This window comes from Amycolatopsis jejuensis, from assembly GCF_000717335.1.
Taxonomy (GTDB): domain Bacteria; phylum Actinomycetota; class Actinomycetes; order Mycobacteriales; family Pseudonocardiaceae; genus Amycolatopsis; species Amycolatopsis jejuensis.
In genome coordinates this window covers 134,957-157,498 of record NZ_JNYZ01000027.1, presented here as the reverse complement: position 1 = coordinate 157,498, position 22,542 = coordinate 134,957, and the positions used below count along the sequence as shown (strand labels likewise).

The following is a 22,542-nucleotide window of genomic DNA, read 5'->3' as shown; positions in this document are numbered from 1 at the left end:
CGGCCCATTCGGTTCACAGAAAAAGGGCGCCTCCCGCAAATGGGAGACGCCCCTTGTCGACGACCTGGTCAGCCGAGTCAGCCGTTGTCGCGGCTCTTGGCGCGCGAACGCTCCTTGGCGCGGGTGGAGATGTCGAGCGTGACCTTGCGGACCCGCACGACCTCCGGCGCCACCTCGACGCACTCGTCGCTGGCGCAGAACTCCAGCGCCTCCTCCAGGCTCAGCTTGCGCGGCCGGGCGAGGCGCTCCAGCTCGTCCCCGGTGGACGAGCGCATGTTGGTGAGCTTCTTCTCCTTGGTGATGTTGATGTCGAGGTCCTCCATGCGCGGGTTCTCGCCAACGACCATGCCCTCGTACACCTCGGCGCCCGGCTCGACGAAGAAGCTGCCGCGGTCCTGGAGCTGGATCATCGCGTACGCGGTGATCGGGCCGGACCGGTCGGCGACCAGCGAGCCGGTGTGCCGCGTGCGGATCTCGCCCGCCCACGGGAAGTAGCCCTCGAACACGTGGTTCGCGATGCCGGTGCCGCGGGTTTCGGTGAGGAAGTCGGTACGGAAACCGATGAGGCCACGCGACGGGAGCACGTAGATCAGCTTGATCCGGCCGGTGCCGTTGCCGCTCATGTCCTCCATGCGGCCCTTGCGGGACGCGAGCAGCTGCGTGATCGCGCCGAGGTGCTCCTCCGGCGAATCGATGTACAGCCGCTCGAACGGCTCGTGCAGCTTGCCGTCGATGGTGCGCAGCACGACCTGCGGCTTGCCGACGGTGAGCTCGAAGCCCTCGCGGCGCATCTGCTCGACCAGGATGGCCAGCGCGAGCTCGCCACGGCCCTGGACCTCCCAGGTGTCCGGCCGCTCGGTGGGCAGCACGCGGATCGACACGTTGCCGACCAGCTCGGCGTCGAGACGGGCCTTGACCAGGCGGGCCGTGACCTTGTCGCCGCCACCGCGACCGGCCAGCGGCGAGGTGTTGACGCCGAAGGTCATCGAGATCGCGGGCTCGTCGACGGTGATCCGGGGCAGCGCGACCGGCTCCTCGGCGTCCGCGAGCGTGTCGCCGATGGTGATCTCCGGGATACCCGCGATGGCGACCAGGTCGCCCGCGCTGGCTTCGGTGGCCGGCACGCGGGTGAGCGCCTCGGTGACGAGCAGCTCGGAAATGCGCACGTTCTGCACGGTGCCGTCTTCGCGCATCCACGCGACCGTCTGGCCCTTGCGGAGCTTGCCGGCGTGGATGCGGATGAGCGCGATGCGGCCGAGGAAGTTGGACGCGTCGAGGTTGGTGACCAGTGCCTGGAGCGGGGCGTCCGGGTCGGCGACCGGCGGCGGGACGTGCCGGAGCAGGGTGTCGAACAGCGGGTCGAGGTTCTCGCTGTCGGGCAGGCCGCCGTCCGCGGGCTGCACCAGGCTCGCCTTGCCGGCGCGGGCGGACGCGTAGACGACCGGGAGGTCGAGGATCGCGTCGTGGTCGGCGTCCTCGATGTCGCTCGCGAGGTCGAGCAGCAGGTCGTGGGTCTCGTCGACGACCTCGGAGATCCGCGCGTCGGGACGGTCGACCTTGTTCACCACCAGGATCACCGGCAGGCCTGCTTCGAGCGTCTTGCGCAGCACGAACCGGGTCTGCGGCAGCGGGCCCTCGCTCGCGTCGACCAGCAGCACCACGCCGTCGACCATCGACAGGCCGCGCTCGACCTCGCCGCCGAAGTCGGCGTGACCGGGGGTGTCGATGACGTTGATCGTGATCGGACCGGTTTCGGTCTGCCGCCGGATCGAGGTGTTCTTCGCGAGAATGGTGATGCCCTTTTCCCGCTCGAGCTCACCGGAGTCCATCACGCGGTCGACCGGCTCGGCGCGCTCGGCGAAGGCGCCGGACTGCCGGAGCATGGCGTCGACCAGCGTGGTCTTGCCGTGGTCGACGTGGGCGACGATCGCGACGTTGCGCAGGTCGGGCCGGGTCTTGCCGGACGCGCGGCCGGGCTGGACCGCGGTGGCGCTTGCTGCGGGCACGCGAAGACTCCTGAATGTCGAAAGAAAGGCTGGTGGTGCCGCATGGAGAGCGGGAAAACGGGCGCCGGACATCCAGGACCGGCTCTCGATGACCGGCTCTGGCCACACGCGGACCACACCAGGATACCTGCCGGTCCGGTGTGAGGAGCGCCACGCCCCATGATCGGTTAGGCTCACCTGACCTAATAGGTCAGCAGAGACCCGCCCGACCCGAGGAGCGCACGTGGGCAAGAAGCACCCGGACGACCCGCGGGCCGTCGTGCGCAAGCTGATGAAATCGGGCAAGGTCAAGAAGAAGTGCTGCCGCTCGAAGAGCCGGTGCAAGAAGTGCCCGGTGCTGGCGTTGAAGAAGGCGAAGACGCAGCTGGCGAAGGCGGCTTGACCCTCACGAGTCGAGGATCTCGTTCACCAGCCGCAGTTCCGGGGCGGTCCGGGTGGGCGAGAAACGGATGACCTCGTACGTCGCGAGCCCCTGCACCGCGAACGGGTCCGTGGCGAGGATGGCGTCGAGGCGGCCGCGGTCCATCGGGCGGGTGATGATCACGCCGCCGACCCGGGGATTTCGCCCGCCCGAGGCGAGGAAGTGACCGTCCTCGTACTGCCGCGCGAGCCACTCGCCGTGGTCCGGCAGCGCGCGGTCGATCTCGTCGAGCGGCGCGGTGTAGGTGAGCACTACGACGAACATGGGTCGACGGTAGCCGGGTGTTAGACTCACCGCATGCGCATCTCGAGGATCCAGTGGTGGCCGCCCTTCGGCGGCCCCGACGCTCTGCGCTGATTTCCACGCAAACGGCCGCCCCGGTGGGCGGCCTTTTCCGTGTCTGCCCCCGGGGCTCCTGTCCAGGGAGGAACCCATGGTCCAGCTGTCCGGCATCACCCCGTCCGGCCACGTCCAGCTCGGCAACCACCTCGGCGCGCTGCGCCGCTGGGCGGCCGACGGCGGGCCGGACGACCTGTACTTCGTGTCCGACCTGCACGCGATGACGACCGCGCACAACCCGGCCAAGCTGCGGTCGCTGGCGACTGAGCAGCTGGCCGTGCTCGTGGCGACCGGGATCGCGCCGGAGCGGGTGTTCGTGCAGTCGGATCTGGCGCGCGAGCTGGGTGCGCTGACCTGGGTCCTGGAGTGCACCTGCTCCTACGGCGAGGCCGCGCGGATGATCCAGTTCAAAGAAAAGTCCGCGGCGCGCAGCGCCTCCGTTGAGGGTGGCGGCGGGGGCATGGATGGAAAGTCGAAGGGGCAGGCCGGGGTCCGGCTCAGCCTGCTCACGTACCCGGTGCTGATGGCGGCCGACATCCTGCTGCAGGGCGCGGACGAGGTACCGGTCGGCGAGGACCAGCGGCAGCATGTCGAGCTGGCGCGCACGCTCGCCCGCCGGTTCAATTCGACGTACGGGGAGGTGTTCACCGTTCCCGAAGCGACGCTCCCACCTGCTGGGGCGCGGGTGAAGGACCTGGCCGAGCCTGCGCGGAAGATGTCCAAGTCCGCCAACGATTCCGCCGGGGTGGTGTTCGTGCTCGACGAGCCGGATCAGATCCGGCGGAAGGTCCGGCGGGCGCGGACGGACGGGGGTTCGGTGCCTGCGTACGACCCGGAAAACCGGCCGGGGATCGCGAATCTGCTCGACATTCTTGCCGCATGTGCCGGAGGTGATCCGGCGGAGCTGGCGGACGAGTACCCGTCGTACGGGGTGCTCAAGGACGCCGTCGCCGACGCGGTGATCGAGGAGCTGCGTCCGGTGCGGGAGGGAACGCGCGCGCTGCTGGACGATGTCGCCGAGCTGGAGCGGGTGCGTAAAGCAGGTGCGGAACGGGCCATCGACCGCGGCGCGCACCGAGTGTCAGCCGCGCTGCGGATGGTGGGCGCTGCTTGAAGGTCCGTGAAGGGAACCATGAGGGAATCTGAGTCCGTGATGGTTCCCTTCACGGACTACTGACCAGAGCGTGCAGGGCGGGGAGGAGGATTCGGTCGGCGGGGAGCCAGTCGACGTCGTCCAGTTCGTCCTCGCCTACCCAGCGCAGCGCGGTGTGCTCGACGGCCCGTGGTTCGTTGCCCGGGGACAGCAGTGCGGCGGAGTACACACGCAGCACTTTTCCGCCCGGCAGCGGCACTTCCGGGCCGACCCGGCCGCCGACGGTGACCACGACGTCCAGTTCCTCCTGGCATTCCCGGGCCAGCGCGAAGGCCTCGGTCTCGCCCTCCTCGACGCGTCCGCCCGGCAGCTCCCACTGACCCGCGTGGTGGGGCGGCCAGGCTCGCTGCTGGGCCAGCAACTTCCCGTCGCGCACCAGCGCCGCGCCCACGATGACCCCGTCCATGGCGCTCAGTCTCCCCCACCGGGATCAGCTCTCCCGAGCCGCCCGCCAGGTGACCTCGAAACGGGCGCCGCCGTCCGGTGACTCCCCCACGCGGACCTGCCCACCGCGCCGTCGTACCGCCTCGGCGACCATCGCCAGGCCCAGCCCGGTGCCGCCGGACGAACGCGCGCGGTCGTCGGACACCCGGTAGAACCGGTCGAACACCTTGCTCCGGTGCTCGGGCGCGATGCCCGGCCCGTCGTCGTCCACCACCACGCGCACTTTCGACCGCGAAGCCAGCACTGACACCACGATCTGCCCGGACGCGTACCGGCAAGCGTTGCGCAGCAGGTTGTCCAGCACCAGCTCGACCTCCTGATGCCCGGCCGACGCCCATGCCTGCGCGATCGCGCTGCTCACCCGCGTGTCCGGCGCCCCGGACGGCAGTCGCCGGACCGCCGCGCGTACCTCCGACACCACCTCGACCGGCTCCGCGGGCGGCACCTCGCCCGCGTCGGAGCGGGCCAGCGCGAGGAGCCCGTCCAGCAGGCCGGACAGCCGTTCGGCCTCGGTGAGGATGTCGGAAAGCGTTTCCTGCGCCAGTTCCGGGTCCGGATTCGTCACCGCGACCTCGGCCTGTACGCGGATCGACGCGACCGGCGACCGTAATTCGTGCGCGGCGTCCCCGGTGAACCGGCGCAACCGCTGGCTCACCTCTTCCTGGCGCTCCAGCAGCGCATTGAACTCCTTGGCCAGCGCGCGCATTTCGTCGTGCGACGTCGGCAGCGGAAGCCGTGCCCCGGGCGGCAACGTGCGGACCAACCCCCGCATCCGCGCCACCGGCCGCAGCGAAAGCCGTACCACCAGCCAGGTCGCCAAACCGGCCACCAGCGCCCCGATCAGCGCGACCAGGATCAGCCACAGCCCGCCGTAATGCACGGCCGCGCCGAACCCGACGAGCCCGGCACCCGCGGCGACCAGCCGCTGGCTGCCGTCCGGCGCGCTCACCACCTCGCCACGCCAGCGCGATCCGTCCGACTGCACCGGCACCCCGGCCTTGAGCTGCGAGACCTCGTCGTCGGTCAGCTTCGGCCGGGACCGGCCGTCCACCGGCGCGCCCGAAATGTCCAGTACCCGCACCGAAACCGGGTCCGCCGAGCTGATCGGGACGCCTGAGGCCACCTCGCTGCTGGCCGGTCCGAGCGCAGCCGACAGCTCCCGGTCGACGGAGTTGACGAGCAGCGGTTCGAGCTGGCTCGCGGCGAGCGAGGCGAGGCCGAGCAGGCAGCCGAGGGTGATCGCGGTGGCCAGCCCCGTGATCCGGACCTGCAGTGAACGGCCACGCCACCACGACAAGGAGCCGATCACATGACCTCGTCGAGCTGGTCGTCCGAAGCCAGGTAGCCGTGTCCGCGCACGGTGCGCACGATCGATCCCGCGCCGACCGCATCGAGCTTGCGCCGCACGTAACCGACGTACACCTCGACGAGGTTCCGCGTGACCGCCTGCTCCTCACCCCACACCGCACGCAGCAGCTCGTCCTTCGTGACCACCGTGCCCGCCCGGCCGACGAGCACCTCCAGCAACGCGAACTCGCGCGGGCTCAGCGGTACTTCCTGCCCGTCCCAGCGGACCTGCCGCAGCGCCCGGTCGACCTCCAGCGCACCGAGTTTCAGCGCGCCGCGCGACGCGTCCGGCCCGGCCCGGCGCAGCACCGCCCGTACCTGCGCGACCAGGACGACGAACGAGAACGGCTTCACGAGGTAGCCGTCGGCGCCGAGGTCGAGGCCGTCGGCCTGGTCGATTTCGCCGTCCTTGGCGGACACGAGCAGCACCGGCGTGGTGACGTTCTCCGCGCGCAGCCGCTCCAGCACGCGGTAACCGGACAAGCCGGGCAGCATGATGTCCAGCAGCACGACGTCGAACGAGCCGGTGCGCGCGAGCTGCAGCCCGGTGGGCCCGTCCGCGGCGGTGACCACGTCCATGTCTTCCGCGCGCAGGCCGCGTTGCAGTGCCTTGCGCACGCCCGGTTCGTCGTCGACCACCAGTACCCGAGGTTTCACGAGCTTCATCATGACCGGTTTGCGCAGCTGACGCGCGTACTCTCAGCACCATCTCAGCCCGGCGGGCAGAACATTCAGGGGTATCTCAGCGTCGGCGGGGGAGCGTCGGTGCCGGGAGACCGGGCACACCCGAGCCTGGGTACACAGGGAGAGACGACATGGATCCGAAGAAGAAGGCCATCACCGCGGCCGTGGTCGGCACCGCGCTCGGCGTGGGCGGCCTGGTCGTGGTCGCGATGCCGGCCTCGGCGGGGGATGCGCCGAAGCTGCCGCAGGTCAGCGCTGAGGACCTGGTGCAGTCGGTGATGACGGCGAAGCCGGGGCCGTTCGACGGCACGGTGACCGTGAGCAACGACCTCGGCCTGCCGAACGTCGGCGGGGCGATTCCGGGGGCGGGCGCGCTGAACGTCGATTCGGCGCACGTGTTCACCGACGGCAACGGCAAGGCGAAGGTGTCGCTCACCAAGGGGGCGACCCAGGAGACGATCATCCACGACGGCGCCACCGTCTGGAACTACAACTCCAAGAACAACACCGCGACGAAGACCACCATCCCGGCGGGGGTCGCCACCGGACGTCCGGAGGCCGACAAGACCGCCGACCCGGCCACCGCGGCGAAGCAGCTCCTCGCGAAGGTGCGCGAGAGCAGCAACGTGAAGGTCGACGGCACGGCCACGGTCGCCGACCGGCCGGCGTACGAGCTGGTCCTCACGCCGAAGCCGAGCGAGCGCACGCTGCTGCGCGAGATCCGCGTCGCGGTCGACTCGCAGACCCGGCTGCCGCTGCGGCTTTCCGTGCTGAGCAACGGGACCACGGCACCGGCGTTGCAGCTGTCGTTCAGCAAGATCGAGTTCACGCCGCAGCCCGCGGACCTGTTCACCTTCACCCCGCCCAAGGGCGCGAAGGTCACCGAGAAGCAGGCGAAGGTCGACGACAAGGCGAAGGCGACGGCCGAGCAGGCGAAGCAGGACACCAAGCTCGTCGGCGACGGCTGGGACACCGTCATCACCGGCAAGGTGCCCGCGGACGCGCTGCAGCCGAAGCAGGCGCAGAGCGGTGAGAAGAAGCAGAACGCCGACCCGCAGCAGCTGCTGAGCCGCTTCGCGAAGCGCGTCAACGGCGCGTGGGGCAGCGGCTATCTGGTCACCACGAAGGTCGGTGGCGCGGTACTGACCGACGACGGCCGGTTCGCCATCGGCGCGGTCCCGGAGCAGGTGCTGTACGAAGCCCTGGGTGCGAAGTGACAAGCACCGCGGTCGAAACCGGGGCGGGCATCTCGGACGAGGTGCCCGCCCCGGCGGTACCGCTGGCCGCGCGCACCCGCGGGCTGCGCAAGGTGTACCGCAGCACGGTCGCGGTGGACCACGTCGATCTGGACGTGCCCGAGGGCGCCGTGCTCGGCATGCTCGGGCCCAACGGATCGGGCAAGACCACCACGATCCGGATGCTGCTCGGGCTCGTGCGGCCCACCGAGGGGTCGGTCGAGCTGCTGGGCAAGAAGATGCCGGAGGAGGCCGCGCACGCGCTGCCGGACGTCGGCGCGCTGGTCGAGGGCCCCGGGTTCCACCCGTTCCTCTCCGGCCGCGACAACCTCCTGCGGTTCGCCGCGGCCGAACCGCGGCTGGCGTCGTCGGTGATCCCGGCGGCGGTGGACTCCGCGCTGGAGCGCGTGGGGCTCACCGACGCCGCGCGGAGGCGGTACAAGGGCTATTCGCTCGGCATGAAACAGCGGCTCGGCCTGGCCGGGGCGCTGCTGGTGCCGCGGCGGATGGTGGTGCTCGACGAACCCACCAACGGTCTCGATCCGGCGGGTACCAGGGAGATCCGCCGCATCATCGCCGAACTGCACGCGGACGGCGTGACCGTGGTGGTTTCGTCGCACCTGCTGGCCGAGGTGGAGGCGACCTGCACGCACGTGGCGGTGCTGCAGGCGGGCAACGTGGTCGCGCAAGGTGAGCTGACGGAACTGCTGGAATCGGGGAACGCCGCGCTGCTGGTCCGCACGCCGGATGCCGAGCGGGCGGTGGAAACGTTGCGGGAGAACCGGATCGGGGCTCGGTTGACCCCGGACGGCATCCGCGCGGACCTCACCGCCACTGCCGCGCCGCGGGTCCTGCAGGTGCTGGTGCAGGCCGGGGTCGAGGTGCACGAGGCGACCCGGGCGCGTACTGGGCTGGAGGATCTTTTCGCCCGGCTGACCGAGGGGGAATCGGCGCCTGGCGATTCTGACGAGGGGGACTCATGACCACCGCCGACGTACTTTTTCCCGCGGAGGCGAAATGAGCACCGCCGACGTACTTTTTCCCGCGGAGGCGAAATGACTACCGCGACGCTGACCGCGCCGGTAAGCCGGACCGGACACGACACCGTACCGATCACCCGGCTGTTCGCCGCGGAACTGCGCTGGATCTTCCGGCGTCCGCGCACGCTGGCCGTACTGGGGTTGCTGGCGCTGGTGCCGATCGTGATCGGGATCGGGCTCACGCTGGTCGACGACGGTCCCGGCGGAGGAGGATCGAACGACAGCGGGGCCGCGCTGCTGTCGTCCGCGGTGAACAACGCGTTCGTACTGCCGATCGCCGCAATGGTCATGACGCTCACGTTGCTGCTGCCGCTGGCCTCCGCAATGGCCGGGGCGGACGCGATCGCCGGTGAGGCGGCACACGGCACGCTGCGCGGCTGGCTCGTCGCGCCGGTGAGCCGTGGCCGGCTGCTGGTGGTGAAAGCCTTCGGCGTAGCAACGGTTTCCGTGGTCGCGGTGCTCGCGATGTGCGTGACCGGCGTGGTCACCGGGCTGATCATCAACGGCACGGATTCGCTGTTCACGTTGTCGGGTACCACGTTGTCGCTGGGCGGAGCGCTGCTGCGGATCCTGATCGTCGGCGGCTGGATCGTGCTGCAGCTGTGGGCGGTCGGCGCGGTCGCGCTGGCCATTTCGAGCTGGACGGAACACCCGATGCTCGTGGTCGCCTCGGTGCTGGCGACGAACATCGTGTTCACCATCCTCGGCTTCCTGACGTCGCTCAGCTGGCTGCATCCGTTCCTGCTCACCAAGAACTGGACCGAAGCCCCGGCCGGGGTCCTGCAGGACCCGATGGCCACGACGATGCTCAGCGAAGGCGCATTGCGGGCGGCGTGCTACATCGTGGTCGGGCTTTCGCTGGCCTACGGACGTCTCGCCACGCGCGACGGCTGACCAACCCGGGCAACCCCGTCCGCGTCGAGCCGGAGCCGGACGGGGTCGCCCGCGCGCAGGTCCGCCGTCACCGGCGCGACTGCGTCCACTGTGTACGCTCCACATCGGACTACCAAGCGCAGGTGTTCCCGCCGGTGCACCGCCGCTTTCACTTCCCCGGGTACTCCTTCGTCAGCCACCCGCAAACCATGCGGGCGCAGTCCCAGTCGGACCGCGCCGTCGTCGAGGCCGGGGATTTCCACGGTACCCAGTTCCGTCTGCACCACCCCGTTGGCGGCATTTCCGTCCACTAACGTTGTCACGCCAAGGAAACGGGCGACCTCGTCGTCCGCCGGATTTCGCCAGACCGACCGGACCGCGCCTTCCTGCCGGATCTCCCCGGCGTCGAGCACGGCCACGCGATCGGCGAGGGTGAACGCTTCCTCCTGATCGTGCGTGACCAGCAGTGCGGTGATCTTGCTGCGCCGCAACAACTCCGCCAGGTCGATTGCCAGCTGCTCACGCAGCCCGGCGTCCAATCCGGACAGTGGCTCGTCGAGCAGCAGCAACCGCGGTTCCGGCGCCAGCGCGCGGGCGAGCGCGACCCGCTGCGCCTGCCCGCCGGACAGCTCGGTCACCCGTCGGCGCTCGAAACCCTCCAGCCCGACCAGTTTCAGGAGTTCCTGGACCCGCTTCGCCTGCCGATCCCTTGGTACCCCGTGCATCCGCAGCCCGAAGGCGATGTTCGCGGCGACATCGCGGTGCGGGAACAACTGTCCATCTTGGAATACCAGGCCGAACCCGCGTTTGTGCACCGGCACCGCAGCCAGGTCCGTGCCGTCCCACGACACCGAACCCGATGTCATCGGCTCCAGTCCGGTGATCGCCCGGAGCAAAGTGGACTTTCCGGAGCCGGAAGGTCCCAGCAGGGCAAGGACTTCGCCGTCCGAGATGTCGAGCCGCGCGTCGCGGACGGCGGCGAATGATCCATAGTGGACAGTCAAGTCCCGTACCGTGAGGGCCATCAGAACTCCCCGACCGCGCTGCGTCCGAAGCGGTCGATCAGGGCCACGGCCACGACAGTCACCACCATGAGCAAGGCGCACGCAGCGTACGCCATCTGGTTGTTGAGCTCGCCAGGACGGCCGAGCAGGGTCACGACGGCCACCGGCAGCGTCGGCGCGTCCGGCCGCACGAGGAAGCTGGTCGCGCCGAATTCGCCCAGCGCAACGACAAATCCGAACCCGGCCGCCGCCACCACGGACCGCGCAACCAGCGGCAGGTCGATCTCCCGCCACACCCGCGCCGGGCTCGCGCCGAGCGTGGCGGCGGCGTGCCGTAACCGGACGTCGACCGCGCGCAGCACCGGGAGAATCATCCGTACCACCAACGGGATGATCACCAACGCTTGCGCGAACGGCACGAGCAGCGGCGACGTGCGAAGGTCGCCGGGCAACGCGTCGAGTGTGACGAGGTAACCGAATCCGACGGTCACCGCGGACACCCCGAGCGGCAACATCAGCGCGGCGTCCATTGTCTCGCCCATTCCGCGCGCGAATCGGCCGGGCGAACGGCGAAGCGCCACCAGCACCACGCTGGCCACGAGACCGACTGCCATTGCCAGCAAGGTCGCATCGGTGGCCGCGGCAAGCGAATTCTGTGCTGCCACCCAGCCGGACACCTGCAGCGCGTCCTTGGCGCCGGTCGTATTCAGCGCGCGATACCCAGCGAGAGACCAACCGTCCGAAGTGGACACCGACTCCACCAGCAGCGCGACAATCGGGGTCAGCAACAGGCCGAGCACGACGGCGGCCGCGCCGACTGTCCACCACTCCCCTCGACGCGGACGACGTGCGGTGACCTGCGCAGACCGTAGCTGTACCGCATTTTCCCTCCGTCGCCGCGCCACCGCGCCGAGCGCCAGCGCAGCAACGACGGCCGCGAGCTGGATCAGCGACAACGCGGCGGCGCCGGAGAGGTCAAGGAGATCGACGGTCCGCAGGTAGATCTCGGTTTCGAGGGTCCGGTAACTGCCGCCGCCGAGGATCAGCACGACCCCGAAACTGGTGGCGCAGAAGAGAAACACCACCGCAGCCGCCGACGCGATGGCCGGGCCGAGAGCGGGTAACGTCACCGAACGGAAGGCCCGCCACGGCGATGCACCAAGCGCCCGTGCCGCTTCCGCTGCCCGCGGGTCGAGGTGCGCCCACAGCCCGGCGACAGTGCGGGCGACCACCGCGACGTTGAAGAAAGCGTTGGCCAGCACCAGCGGCAGCACACCACCGTCCGGCCAGAGCGCGCGGAACGCCAGCCCGACCACCACGGTCGGCAGCACGAACGGGACCAGCACGATCGTGCGGGCCAAGCCGACGCCGGGCAGCCGGACGCGGGCGAGCAGGTACGCCACCGGCAGCCCGGTGAGCACCGCGACCACCGTCGACCCGGCCGCGCTGGCCACGGTGAACCCGGCGAGCCGCCACGTCTGCGGGTCGCCGAGGACGGTGTCGACGCCGCCTGCCGAGAAGCCCCGGCCGACGATCGCGACCACCGGCCAGGCGAAGAACACCACCAGGAAGGCGACCGGCAGCAGTCCGAGCAGGGTCAGCCCGACGATGCGCGGGGAGGTCACGCCCCCATGAGCGAGCGCCATTCGCCGATCCACTTCTCCCGGCCCGCCTGCACCTGGTCCGCGGGCATGGTGGCCGGGTTCTGCGGCGGCGGGGCCGCGGTGGCCCAGCCCGCGGGCAGTTCGACGCCCTGGCGCGCCGGGTACACGTACATGTTGGCCGCCACCGTGGTCTGGAACTGCTGCGACAGCAGGAAGTCGACCACCTTCTGCGCTTGCGGGACCTGCTTGCTGTTGGTGAGCACACCTGCGTACTCGACCTGCCGGAAGCACGTGTCGAGCAGCGCCTTGGTACGCGGTTTGCCGTCGTCGCCGATCTCCGCGGCGGGCGAAGACGCGTACGACACCACGATCGGCCGCGGACCCTTGCCCGCGGAGCCGGAGAAGTCCTTGCTGTACGCCTCTTCCCAGCCGCTGACGACCTTGAGGCCGTTGTCCTTCAACCGCCGCCAGTAGTCCTGCCAGCCGCTCTCGCCGTACTTCGTGACCGTGCCGAGCAGGAACGCCAGCCCAGGCGACGCGGTAGCCGGGCTCTCGGCGACCATGAGGTCCTTGTACTTCGGGTCGGCGAGGTCGTCGTAAGTCTTCGGCTCGGGAAGGCCCTTCGCCGCGAAGTAGCCGCTGTCGACGTTCACGCACACGTCACCGAGGTCGACCGCCGCCAGCCGGTGCTGTGGGTCGACGGAGTACCGCTGCGGCCCACGGTCAGCCTCAGGGCTCGTGTACGGCTGGAAGACGCCCTCACCGAGCGCGCGCGACGCGAAGGTGTTGTCGACGCCGTACGCGACGTCGCCGATCGGGTTGCCCTTCGTGAGCACGAGCTTGTTGGTGAGCGCACCGGCGTCACCGGATTTGAGGATCTTGAGCTTGATGCCGGACTGGCGCTGGAAGGCGTCGAGGACATCCTGCGGGGCGGCGAACGAGTCGTGCGTGACCAGCGTGACCGTGGGGGTCTGCGGTTGCGAACCCGCCGTGCTCCCCGTGCCGCCGCCGGACAGCGAGCAGGCGCTGACCAGCGCCGAGACCGTGGTGAGGCCCAGCACCGCGCGGACAGTCCGCCGCATCATCTTCCCCTCCTGCACTACGCCGGGATGCGGGAGAGGCCTCCCTGCGCCGGCATGATCCGGATCCAGGTGCGAACGGTCGCGGGGCTGCACCCGCCTCTCAGCCCGGCGTACCGGACTCCCGTGGCATTGCACTGGAGCGTAGCTGACCCGATCGGGGGACACGTGACCCCGGTTCGATCTCCCCGGCCGGTTTCGCGACCGGCCGGGGAGCGCGACACTGGGACAATGCCTGAAATCCTGAGCGACTCCGCCGCCGACGAGGCCCTGACCGCCCTGCCCGGCTGGCGGCGCGAGAACATCACCATCGTCCGCGAGGCCGAACTGCGTACCTTCCCGGCCGCCATCGCCGTGGTCGACCGCGTGGCCGAACTGGCCGAGGCCGCCGACCACCATCCGGACATCGACATCCGCTGGCGCAAGCTGATCTTCCGGCTGAGCACCCACTCCGAAGGCGCCCTCACCGACAAGGACCTCGCCATGGCCCGCCAGATCGACGGCGTACTGGCTGACCAGGTGTGACGTCGGCAACGACGGCAACACCGATCGCGGGGTGGAACGTCTTCTCCATGACAGTACGTGATGGAGGGACGGGGAATGACCCAGGCGATCGTGGTAGGAGCAGTTTCGTTCGGCTTGATGGTGGCCGCCGCCGGAGGGGTGTTGTGGCACACGGCGCGCACCCGGCGTGATCTCGAGCACAGGCGGTAACGCGGACCTTGATCAAGGCGCTATGCAGGCGTCATCGTCGGCACTCGCCCGCATAGGACCCGCCATGAACAGCACGTCCGCCCAGCTCACCACCACGCAGCGCGCGTGGGTCACCACCTTCGCGACGGCAGTCACCCTGCTCGTGATCGTGGCACTCGGCCTGCTCGGCTGAACGCTCGTCAGCCTCGGATCCCCGACCGGCTCGGCGCGTTTCACCTACCCGCGTCATTGCCCGAGAGCTGGCAGGTGGGGGGAAGCGGCTGCTCGGCGTCCGTCCGGACGCGGCCACCACTCCGGTATCACTCAGCCGGAACCGGCAGGCAAGGCGTTGCCAGGGACCTGCCGATGTCGCCTGGCGTGCTCGACCCACCCCGGCGGCAGCCACTGCCCGGTGACGAGCTGCGGATGCCGGGGATGCACGGCGTGCGCCCACGACACGAACAGCAACTCCGCCCAATCCGACTGGAGCAACCAGGAAACCGGCCCGCCCTTGCTGTTGCCTGCCACGTGCACGACGGCAGGGGCGACCATCGCCGCGCCGGTGATCCCACCCCAGCTCCACGGATGGACCTGCGGCGTGTACAGGTGAAAGCCGTGCTCGCTCAGGTAGAGCGCACCGTTCTCGATGGGAACCCAACGCGGGGTTGCTGCCGCAGCCGCGTTCCTCCGTGCCCGTGATCGGGCGACCGCGGAGCCGGCCAGCGACCCGGCGACGAGCCCCACCCCGAGTGCGCCGGTCCCGAACACGAACGGCGTCGAGACACTCCAGCTACCATCCCCGAGCGCCCGGAAATCCGAGACGACAACCGGTCCCGATGCCCAGAACCGTTCACCGGCCACGTTCCGCCCGGGAAAGGGCGCAAGCACTTCTTCCACCTCAGCCGGGTCGCCGCCGTTTTCCAGCAAGGCCGCCAGCTGACAGGTGTAGCTCAGCACCTCGTCCCGATAGGTCCACGGGGCCTCTGCAATCGAGGCGGACTTTCTCACGCGCGCCATTCGAACCCCCTCACTGAATGAGGCGCCGATCGTAGCGGAACATGCGGCCTGGATCCCAGAGTGGATCATCGAGTATTGTGCCGACTGCACTCAATGGAGGGGAGCCATTCCAGTGCGGGAAAACGTGCATGCGGCGCGCCTGGTGCAGTTCTGGCGCACAGTGGAAATGTTCGGCCCGCAGGGCGTTCCTGATCTGACGCCACCTCGCGCCATCGCAAGGACTGACCACCTGGTCTGCGATGTTCAGCCCGGAGAACCGGCTCCGTGGGAAGCGGAGCATCCACTGTCCCAGGCTTGGCTGCCGCCCGACAAAACCTGGCAATTCGTCGTATATGGTGCCCTATACGACATCGCGGCCGTGTACGAGGAGCTCAGCGCACAATTCGGCCGGGCAGCTCATCAGGAAGAAAATCGGAAAGGCGAACAGACTGCGGTATACGCGTTCTCGGTCGACTCCGCAGGAAGCCTTATCGAGGATTCCCCAGTATTGTCCGCCTGCGCCTGGTCAATCAGCAGACTGCACTCACCTGGACTACGAGATCCGAAGTGGCTTGACGGTTTCGATGATGACGCCACATTCTTCACCGGCGAGCTGAACCGACTCTCGCCGAGGAAAAGGCCGGGGACCGGCCGGCAGAGGCTCGGCACGGCAGTGGCCGGCCAGGTCAGAGAGGCGGCCAAGGACGCGGTCGCTGCCGGTGCGAAGGCGGCCGGTGCGGCGGTGAAGTCTGCTGTGGTGGCCGGGGCGACCTCGCTGACCGGTCCCGTCGCGGGCCCGGTCGTCGGCGGAATCGCCGGCGCCACGGCAGGTGCCTTTGCTGAGCGGCTACTCACTCTGCGTGACGCGGAGCACGTCCGGGAGGAGAGCGAATCCGGCGATGAGCGGATGCCGCGAATCCACCTCACCTCGAAGACCTTGCACGCGTTCACCCGCGAGCTGGTGGCTGCACTCGGGGTGACCGACAGTCTCCGCGCTGGCGGGATCCGCGTCCGGTGCTACCAGATCTTGCGCCAGAACGCCGGAACCGCGAACGATCAGGACTTCCTCAACAGCCCGGTCGCCGACGACCTGGGGAGGATCGCGGACGAGGTCCGCATTGGCCGCAGCGGTGCTGCTCTGCAGGCCTTCCTGAGCGAGAAACCCACGGTGCCACCGCACGACCGGATAGATCTCCGGGCAAACCCCGGCGCTCTGCTCGCCGGGGTCGAACCCGCGACCCTCCCCGGAGGGCGCTGGCCCTCGGCATACCCACTCGTCGTCGGCCAGCAGTTCGCGGTCGACCGGATCATGGCCGAACCGGACAGCGGTCTCTTCGCGGTGAACGGGCCGCCCGGCACCGGCAAGACCACCCTGCTGCGGGACGTGGTCGCCGGAATCGTCGTCGAACGGGCGAGGCGGCTCTGCCGGCTCGAAACACCATCGGAGGCCTATACGGAACCGCTGGCGGCAGTTCGCCCCTATACGAGCCGGGTCCGCGCGCTCCGGCCCGACCTTGCCGGATTCGAGATCGTCGTCGGGACGACGAGCAACGACGCAGCAGCCAACATCACGCAGGAGATGCCGGCCATGTCCGCGATCGGTGGTGCGGCGGACGAGGCACTAGCCGCCGGCTACTTTCCCGAACTGGCCTCGCACGTACTGGGGAAACCGGCCTGGGGGCTGGTCGCCGCGATGCTCGGGAAGATGCAGCATCGCCGAGACTTCGCGAACAAGTTCTGGTGGAGCGGGTATCCCGGGTCGAGCGACGACAAGGGACCCGGGCAAGAAGGCGACGTACTCGGGATGAAGGCACTTCTCCGGAGGGCCCGCTCCGCATCGGACCCGGCCGGTGACTGGGAGGCCGCGGTAGCCGATTTCACCGAAGCGGACGCCAAAGTGCGGAATCTGGCAGCCGCCCGGCAGGAAGCCGCCGACACCCTCACCGAACACGCACGGTGCCAGCGGGTCGTCGCGCTGACCTCAGTGCATCTGCGGCGGTCGCACGCGCATTGCGCCGAGCTCTCCGAAGCGGCTCGTCAGGCCGGGGAGCTCTGTCGCCAAGCAGAGCTGGCCCTGGCCGAGACCGATCGGCGGATCCGCGGATGGCTGGCCTGCAGACCGCGTTTCTGGACCACCCTGGTCACACTTTTCCGCGCGGCACGGGACTGGGGTAGAGGCTACCGGGAACTCCTGGGCCTGCGGTGGGCAGCCGATCGGGAACACCAGATACGTTCGGGTGCCTTGGCCCGGCTGACAAACGACCTCCGGCAGGCAGAGCAGAATCGCGCCTTGTCAACCGCCAAGCACGCCGAAGCCGAGCACGCGCTTGCTCAGGTCCAGGCCCGGGTGGACGCGATATGTGCGTACTGGCCCGGGGTTGTTCCGGTCGGCAGTGCGGTCGCCGGTGACAAGCAGCTCCAGCTGTGCCCGCCGTGGGCCGACCCGGAGTTCACGGCGGCTCGGACCCAGCTGTTCCTCAGCGCGCTCGCCCTGCACAGAGCATTTCTCTTCGCGACAGCGGAGCAGGCCGACGTCAACCTCTCCGCTGCAGTCCAGCTCATCCAGGGGAAGGTGAAGCTCAGTCCGCCGACGGCACTCGCTGCGTGGCAGTCGTTGTTCATCGCAGTTCCCGTCGTGTCGACCACCTTCGCGTCACTACCGCGGCTGTTCACGGATCTCGGCAGTGAGTCACTCGGCTGGCTCTTCGCGGACGAAGCGGGACAGGCCACACCGCAACAGGTGGCCGGCGGGATCTGGCGCTGCCGGCGCGCGGTGATCGTCGGCGACCCACTGCAGCTGGAGCCGATCGTCACGCTGCCCGTGCCTGCGCAGCACGCGCTCCGGAAGTACCACGGCGTCACCGAACAGTGGACTCCGGAATCCACCTCGGCCCAGCAAATCGCCGACCGGCACGCCAGGCACGGCACATGGGTTCCGGCGCCGGTCGGCGAAGGGAAGGTGTGGGTCGGCGCGCCACTACGGGTTCACCGGCGCTGTGACCGACCCATGTTCCGGATTTCGAACGCTGTCGCATACGGCGGCGATCTGATGATCTACGGCACCCCGGCGCGTCCTGGCTTTCCCGGCCGGAACGAATGGATCGACGTGCGTTCCGAGCAAGCGAATGGCAATTGGATACCGGCGGAGGGAACAGCGTTGGTCACCCTTCTCGATACTCTCCGCGACCAGGGCATCGCACCTCAGAGCATCCGCGTGGTCAGCCCTTTCGCCGAGGTCGTGCGGAACGCCAAGACCTGCGTGGCCGATGCTTTCTCCAGGGAATTCCCGGAGTCCAACATCAGCACCGTGCACAAAGTGCAGGGCCGGGAGTCCGAGGTTGTCGTGCTGGTCCTGGGAAGTGCACCAAACCGGTCGGGCGCCCGCCAGTGGGCGGCGGAGAAACCCAACCTGCTCAACGTCGCGGTTTCGCGCGCCAAACGCCGGTTCTACGTGATCGGCAACCGCAGCCGATGGAAGGACCTACCACACTTCACGGTACTGTCCGCGGAACTGCCGGTGACCGCGGCCGACCGGTCATCCGGCTGTGACTAGACGTTGAAGCGGAATTCCACCACGTCCCCGTCGGCCATCACGTAGTCCTTGCCTTCCATCCGGACCTTGCCTGCCGAGCGCGCGGCGGCCATCGAGCCCGCTTCGACCAGGTCGGCGAACGACACGACTTCCGCCTTGATGAAGCCACGCTCGAAGTCGGTGTGGATCACGCCGGCAGCCTGCGGGGCGGTGGCGCCCTGCGGGATCGTCCAGGCGCGGGACTCCTTCGGGCCTGCCGTGAGGTAGGTCTGCAGGCCCAGCGTGTGGAAGCCCGCGCGGGCGAGCGCGTGCAGGCCTGGCTCCGGCTGGCCGACCGATTCCAGCAGCTCGCGCACGGACTCCTCGTCGTCCAGCTCCAGCAGCTCGGCCTCGACCTTCGCGTCGAGGAACACGGCGTCCGCGGGGGCGACGAGCTTCGCCAGCTCCTCGCGGCGCGCGTCGTCGGTGAGGACGGCTTCGTCGGCGTTGAAGACGTACAGGAACGGTTTCGTGGTGAGCAGGCTCAGCTCACGCAGTGCGTCGGCGTCGATTTCCTTCTGTGACTGGAAAAGCGTGCGTCCGGAGTCGAGGATCTCCTTGGCCAGCTGGGCGTTCTCGAGCGCCGACCGCGCTTCCTTCTTGGTACGGGCCTCTTTCTCGAGCCGCGGCAGGGCCTTGTCGAGCGTCTGCAGGTCGGCGAGAATGAGCTCGGTGTTGATGGTCTCGATGTCGGACATCGGGTCGATGCGGCCGTCGACGTGCACCACGTCCGGGTCGTCGAACACACGGATGACCTGGCAGATCGCGTTGGCCTCGCGGATGTTGGCGAGGAACTTGTTGCCGAGCCCGGCCCCCTCGGACGCCCCCTTCACGATGCCCGCGATGTCCACAAAGGACACCACGGCGGGCACGGTCTTCTCCGACGAGAAGATCCCGGCCAGCTGGTCCAGCCGCGGGTCCGGCAGCGGCACCACGCCGACGTTCGGCTCGATCGTGGCGAACGGGTAGTTCGCGGCGAGCACGTCATTGCGGGTCAGCGCGTTGAACAGGGTGGACTTGCCGACGTTGGGCAGGCCGACGATACCGAGGGTCAGACTCACGGCCGGTAAGTCTACGTGGCCCCTCCACCGGCCTGGTGAGGACGCCCGAAGGTAGTGTCGGATTTCCGCGAGTCAAGGCTCTCACCTGCTGGCATCATCGACCACATGGCTACCTCGACCATGCCGATCTGGCGCGACACCGAACGCTGCTACCGCGCGGTGACCGCCCGCGACCAGCGGTTCGACGGCCAGTTCATCATGGCCGTGCGCACCACTGGGATCTACTGCCGGCCGTCCTGCCCGGCGCTCACGCCGAAGGCACAGAACGTCCGGTTCTACCCGACGTCGGCAGCCGCACAGGCGGGCGGTTACCGAGCGTGCCGCCGCTGCCTGCCGGACGCCGTTCCGGGGTCGCCGGATTGGAACGTCCGCGCCGACCTGGCCGCCCGAGCCATGCGCCTGATCTCGGACGGCCTCGTCGAACGCGAAGGCGTACCCGGCCTGGCCCGCCGGCTCGGCTATTCGGAACGCCAGCTGGGCCGGGTACTGACGGCCGAACTAGGCGCCGGGCCGCTGAGCCTGGCACGAGCACATCGCGCCCATTCCGCGCGGTTGCTGATCGAGATGTCGCAGCTGCCCCTCACCGACGTCGCGTTCGCCGCCGGGTTTCCCAGTATCCGGCAGTTCAACGAGACCATCCGCGAGGTATTCGCAACCACGCCATCACAACTGCGCGCAGCAAGCCTCCGCCGCGGACGCCCAGCCTCACTACCCAGCGCAACGAAACTCAGCCTGCGGCTACCGTTCCGCGCCCCGTTCGATGCATGGGGCGTGCTGAATTACCACGCCGCGCAGGCACTACCCGGCGTGGAAGCCGTATCGCACGACGGCTACGGCCGCACCCTGCGCCTCCCCCACGGCCCAGCGTCGGTGTGGATGAGCCCACGCACCGACCACGTCCAGTGCGACCTGGCTCTGTCGGATCTGCGCGACTTGAGCAGCGCAGTAACCCGAGTACGCCGCCTACTGGACCTCGACGCCGACCCGGAGGCCGTCACCCGAGTCCTGTCCGCCGATGACGCCCTCGCACCACGGGTGGCCGCTGTGCCGGGAATCCGCGTGCCCGGGGCGGTGGACGGCCCGGAGGTCCTGCTGCGAGCGTTGCTGGGGGCGGCGGTTGTTGAGGTTGTCCCGCTTGGGGAGCCGGTGTCGAGTGGAGTGCCGGTTGCCTTGAGGACCCGGTGTCGAATGCTTCGCTTCGGGAACCCGCCTCGGCCATCGGCCTTGAGGACCCGGTGTCGAATGCTTCGTCTCGGGAACCCGCCTCGGCCATCGGCCCTGGGGAACCGGTCTCCGCTGCTTCCCTTCCCAAACAAACCCAGTCAGACGGCGCCCCCGACGAGCGGCTCCGATCCGGCGCGCTCTTTGGCAAACTCCCCGCCACCCCCAGCGATCCTGCACGTTCCGCCGACCAACCCGACAGGCGCACCCGATCAGCCGCGACCCCCAGCAACCGCGCCCGATCCGCCGACGCACCCGGCAGGCGAGCTCAGCCTGCCGCCGCCCCCGGTAAGCGACCTCGCTCTGCCGACGCACCCGACAACCCGCCCCCTGCCACCAACTCGCCAATGGACGCACTCACCACCCTCTTCCCGACCCCGACGGCCATCGCTGAGGCAGCCGTGAACCCGCTGGTCACAACAGTTGCCTCAGCAATCGCCGAAGGCTTCCTGGACCTGCACATGGGCCGGGACGCCGACGAGCTGCACGCCGAAATGCTGTCCTTCGGCGTCGACGCAGCCACGGCCGATTACGTTGTCATGCGCGTGCTCGGCTCCCCCGACGTCCTCCTGACCTCCGACCCCGCCATCCGCCGCGGCGCAGCCGAGCTGGGCATCGATCTGGCGACGTCCGCCCGCGGCTGGCAACCGTGGTCCTCGTACGCCGGCATGTACCTCCGTTCCCGAGTCGCTTGAGGAGATCCTTCCCCCGTGCCCACCGCTTTCTGGTCCACAATGGACACCCACATCGGCCCGTTCACCGCCGTAGTTTCCGGCGACGGCGCGGTACTGGCCTCCGGCTGGACAGGCGACGTCACCGAGTTGACGCCCCTCATCTCCCCGTCCCTGACCCCGTCGACACTCACCGAACGCCGTGACCTGGGCCCCGTGACGAAGGCCATCCGCAGCTACCACGGCGGCAACCTGGACGTCGTCGCGGACGTCGAGGTACGCCAGCGTTCGGGCCCATTCCGCGAGCACGCGTGGGAGATGCTGCGCAAGGTCCCGGCCGGCAGCCCGGTGAGCTACGCCGAGTACGCCGCACTCACCGGCAACCCGTCCGCAGTCCGCGCGGCAGCGTCGGCGTGCGCCCGCAACGCCGCGGCCCTGTTCGTACCCTGCCACCGCGTGGTCCGCACCGGCGGAGCAATCGGCAACTTCCGCTGGGGCGTCGACGTCAAGCGCTGGCTCCTGCACCACGAGGAACCCGCCTGACTCCGGCCGCGCGCAGTCGGGCCAACGCTCGGCCGCCTCCAGTCGGGCGGCGCTCGGCCGCGCGCAGCCCGGCCACGGTCAGCCGCAGGCCGCCGGACCACGCTCGGCCTGACCATGGGGTCAGCCGCCAACAGTCGGGTGGCGCTCGGCCACAGGCCGACGGACCGGACCACGCTCGGCCACAGGCCGCCCGACGAAGCTCGGGCTGACCACGCGGTCAGCCGCCAACAGTCGGGTGGCGCTCGGCCGCGTGCAGCCGGGCCAACGCTCGGCCGCAGGCCGCCTCCGGACGAAGCTCGGCCGCAGGCCGCCGGACCAGGCTCGGTTCGCAGGCCGCCGGACCACGCTCGGACGGGCCACGGTCAGCCCGGGCGAACCATCGTCGCCCCGACGAACACACGGCACGCGTGGCGCCCCGGGCCAACCCGATCCCCGGAAGGCGGCCCGGCCCTGCAACCCGGGGCCGACTCACTCCCGGCAGACGGCGCCGCCCTGCAACCCCAGGGCCGACCCGATCCCGACAGACGGCGCCACGCCTGCAACCCGCAGCCGTCCCG

General features: G+C 69.5%; 19 protein-coding genes, 1 pseudogene and 1 riboswitch. Of the genes and pseudogenes, 10 read left to right on the top strand and 10 right to left on the bottom strand.

Annotated features, from left to right (window positions below; all coding sequences use genetic code 11):
* Positions 1 to 77: 77 nt before the first annotated feature.
* Positions 78 to 2,006: a translational GTPase TypA gene (gene typA / locus OO71_RS32630; protein WP_033293797.1), complete on the bottom strand. Its 1,929-nt coding sequence runs from the start codon at positions 2,004 to 2,006 to the stop codon at positions 78 to 80.
* Between the two features lie 223 nt (positions 2,007 to 2,229).
* Here typA and OO71_RS51350 point away from each other — a divergent pair, with 223 nt between their 5' ends.
* Positions 2,230 to 2,388, top strand: coding sequence for a hypothetical protein (locus OO71_RS51350; protein ID WP_169776593.1), 159 nt, complete (start codon positions 2,230 to 2,232; stop codon positions 2,386 to 2,388).
* Positions 2,389 to 2,391: 3 nt separating this feature from the next.
* Here OO71_RS51350 and OO71_RS32625 read toward each other — a convergent pair whose 3' ends face one another.
* The gene (locus tag OO71_RS32625) at positions 2,392 to 2,691 is read right to left on the bottom strand and encodes a YciI family protein (RefSeq protein WP_033293796.1); all 300 of its coding nucleotides are present in this window, start codon (positions 2,689 to 2,691) and stop codon (positions 2,392 to 2,394) included.
* A 169-nt stretch (positions 2,692 to 2,860) separates the two neighbouring features.
* On the opposite strand from OO71_RS32625, the gene trpS reads away from it, so the two are divergent.
* Positions 2,861 to 3,880, top strand: coding sequence for a tryptophan--tRNA ligase (trpS, locus tag OO71_RS32620; protein ID WP_033293795.1), 1,020 nt, complete (start codon positions 2,861 to 2,863; stop codon positions 3,878 to 3,880).
* Between the two features lie 49 nt (positions 3,881 to 3,929).
* Here the strand turns inward: trpS and OO71_RS32615 are convergent, their stop codons facing one another.
* The 3 genes from OO71_RS32615 to OO71_RS32605 are packed head-to-tail and all read right to left on the bottom strand — an operon-like array spanning position 3,930 to position 6,379.
* On the bottom strand, positions 3,930 to 4,325 hold the full coding sequence (locus OO71_RS32615; protein ID WP_033293794.1) for a (deoxy)nucleoside triphosphate pyrophosphohydrolase: 396 nt from the start codon (positions 4,323 to 4,325) through the stop codon (positions 3,930 to 3,932).
* Between the two features lie 24 nt (positions 4,326 to 4,349).
* A complete protein-coding gene (locus OO71_RS32610; RefSeq protein ID WP_033293793.1) occupies positions 4,350 to 5,672 on the bottom strand; it encodes an ATP-binding protein in 1,323 nt (440 codons plus the stop codon).
* Positions 5,669 to 6,379 carry a response regulator transcription factor gene (locus tag OO71_RS32605; protein WP_033293792.1) on the bottom strand — a complete coding sequence of 237 codons (711 nt, stop codon included), beginning with the start codon at positions 6,377 to 6,379 and terminating at the stop codon, positions 5,669 to 5,671. Before OO71_RS32605 ends, OO71_RS32610 begins: the two co-directional genes overlap by 4 nt.
* A 146-nt stretch (positions 6,380 to 6,525) precedes the next feature.
* Here OO71_RS32605 and OO71_RS32600 point away from each other — a divergent pair, with 146 nt between their 5' ends.
* The 3 genes from OO71_RS32600 (at position 6,526) to OO71_RS32590 (ending at position 9,563) form a co-directional block, all read left to right on the top strand.
* A complete protein-coding gene (locus OO71_RS32600; protein WP_033293791.1) occupies positions 6,526 to 7,611 on the top strand; it encodes a sigma-E factor regulatory protein RseB domain-containing protein in 1,086 nt (361 codons plus the stop codon).
* Positions 7,608 to 8,612 carry an ABC transporter ATP-binding protein gene (locus OO71_RS32595; RefSeq protein ID WP_033293790.1) on the top strand — a complete coding sequence of 335 codons (1,005 nt, stop codon included), beginning with the start codon at positions 7,608 to 7,610 and terminating at the stop codon, positions 8,610 to 8,612. Before OO71_RS32600 ends, OO71_RS32595 begins: the two co-directional genes overlap by 4 nt.
* Before the next feature lie 72 nt (positions 8,613 to 8,684).
* On the top strand, positions 8,685 to 9,563 hold the full coding sequence (locus OO71_RS32590) for an ABC transporter permease (RefSeq protein ID WP_033293789.1): 879 nt from the start codon (positions 8,685 to 8,687) through the stop codon (positions 9,561 to 9,563).
* Here OO71_RS32590 and OO71_RS32585 read toward each other — a convergent pair.
* Genes OO71_RS32585 through OO71_RS32575 form a run of 3 tightly spaced genes read right to left on the bottom strand, consistent with a single transcriptional unit; the run spans position 9,533 to position 13,235 of the window.
* Positions 9,533 to 10,567 carry an ABC transporter ATP-binding protein gene (locus OO71_RS32585; protein ID WP_033293788.1) on the bottom strand — a complete coding sequence of 345 codons (1,035 nt, stop codon included), beginning with the start codon at positions 10,565 to 10,567 and terminating at the stop codon, positions 9,533 to 9,535. The genes OO71_RS32590 and OO71_RS32585 overlap by 31 nt on opposite strands.
* A complete protein-coding gene (locus OO71_RS32580; RefSeq protein WP_084145442.1) occupies positions 10,567 to 12,192 on the bottom strand; it encodes an ABC transporter permease in 1,626 nt (541 codons plus the stop codon). The genes OO71_RS32585 and OO71_RS32580 overlap by 1 nt, the downstream gene beginning before the upstream one ends.
* Positions 12,168 to 13,235: a thiamine ABC transporter substrate-binding protein gene (locus OO71_RS32575; RefSeq protein WP_425388725.1), complete on the bottom strand. Its 1,068-nt coding sequence runs from the start codon at positions 13,233 to 13,235 to the stop codon at positions 12,168 to 12,170. The genes OO71_RS32580 and OO71_RS32575 overlap by 25 nt, the downstream gene beginning before the upstream one ends.
* A 21-nt stretch (positions 13,236 to 13,256) precedes the next feature.
* Positions 13,257 to 13,367: riboswitch (TPP riboswitch) on the bottom strand.
* A 93-nt stretch (positions 13,368 to 13,460) separates the two neighbouring features.
* On the opposite strand from OO71_RS32575, the gene OO71_RS32570 reads away from it, so the two are divergent.
* Positions 13,461 to 13,754: a 4a-hydroxytetrahydrobiopterin dehydratase gene (locus OO71_RS32570; RefSeq protein WP_033293787.1), complete on the top strand. Its 294-nt coding sequence runs from the start codon at positions 13,461 to 13,463 to the stop codon at positions 13,752 to 13,754.
* Positions 13,755 to 14,246: 492 nt separating this feature from the next.
* On the opposite strand, the gene OO71_RS32565 is transcribed toward OO71_RS32570, so the two are convergent.
* Positions 14,247 to 14,930 (bottom strand): hypothetical protein, encoded by a 684-nt coding sequence (locus OO71_RS32565; protein ID WP_156096663.1) that lies wholly within the window; start codon positions 14,928 to 14,930, stop codon positions 14,247 to 14,249.
* A gap of 661 nt (positions 14,931 to 15,591) precedes the next feature.
* On the opposite strand from OO71_RS32565, the gene OO71_RS32560 reads away from it, so the two are divergent.
* Positions 15,592 to 18,471, top strand: a complete 2,880-nt coding sequence (locus tag OO71_RS32560; RefSeq protein WP_051792525.1) for a DEAD/DEAH box helicase — start codon at positions 15,592 to 15,594, stop codon at positions 18,469 to 18,471.
* On the opposite strand, the gene ychF is transcribed toward OO71_RS32560, so the two are convergent.
* The gene (gene ychF / locus OO71_RS32555; RefSeq protein ID WP_033293785.1) at positions 18,468 to 19,550 is read right to left on the bottom strand and encodes a redox-regulated ATPase YchF; all 1,083 of its coding nucleotides are present in this window, start codon (positions 19,548 to 19,550) and stop codon (positions 18,468 to 18,470) included. The two genes, OO71_RS32560 and ychF, sit on opposite strands and share 4 nt — an antisense overlap.
* A gap of 105 nt (positions 19,551 to 19,655) precedes the next feature.
* Here ychF and OO71_RS32550 point away from each other — a divergent pair.
* From OO71_RS32550 to OO71_RS32540, 3 genes and pseudogenes are all read left to right on the top strand, one after another.
* Positions 19,656 to 20,699 (top strand): annotated as a pseudogene (locus tag OO71_RS32550) (bifunctional transcriptional activator/DNA repair enzyme AdaA); the annotation flags it as partial.
* Positions 20,700 to 21,118: 419 nt separating this feature from the next.
* Positions 21,119 to 21,466 (top strand): DNA glycosylase family protein, encoded by a 348-nt coding sequence (locus OO71_RS32545; protein ID WP_211260717.1) that lies wholly within the window; start codon positions 21,119 to 21,121, stop codon positions 21,464 to 21,466.
* 15 nt (positions 21,467 to 21,481) lie between these two features.
* Positions 21,482 to 21,985, top strand: a complete 504-nt coding sequence (locus OO71_RS32540) for a methylated-DNA--[protein]-cysteine S-methyltransferase (protein WP_156096662.1) — start codon at positions 21,482 to 21,484, stop codon at positions 21,983 to 21,985.
* Positions 21,986 to 22,542 lie beyond the last annotated feature (557 nt).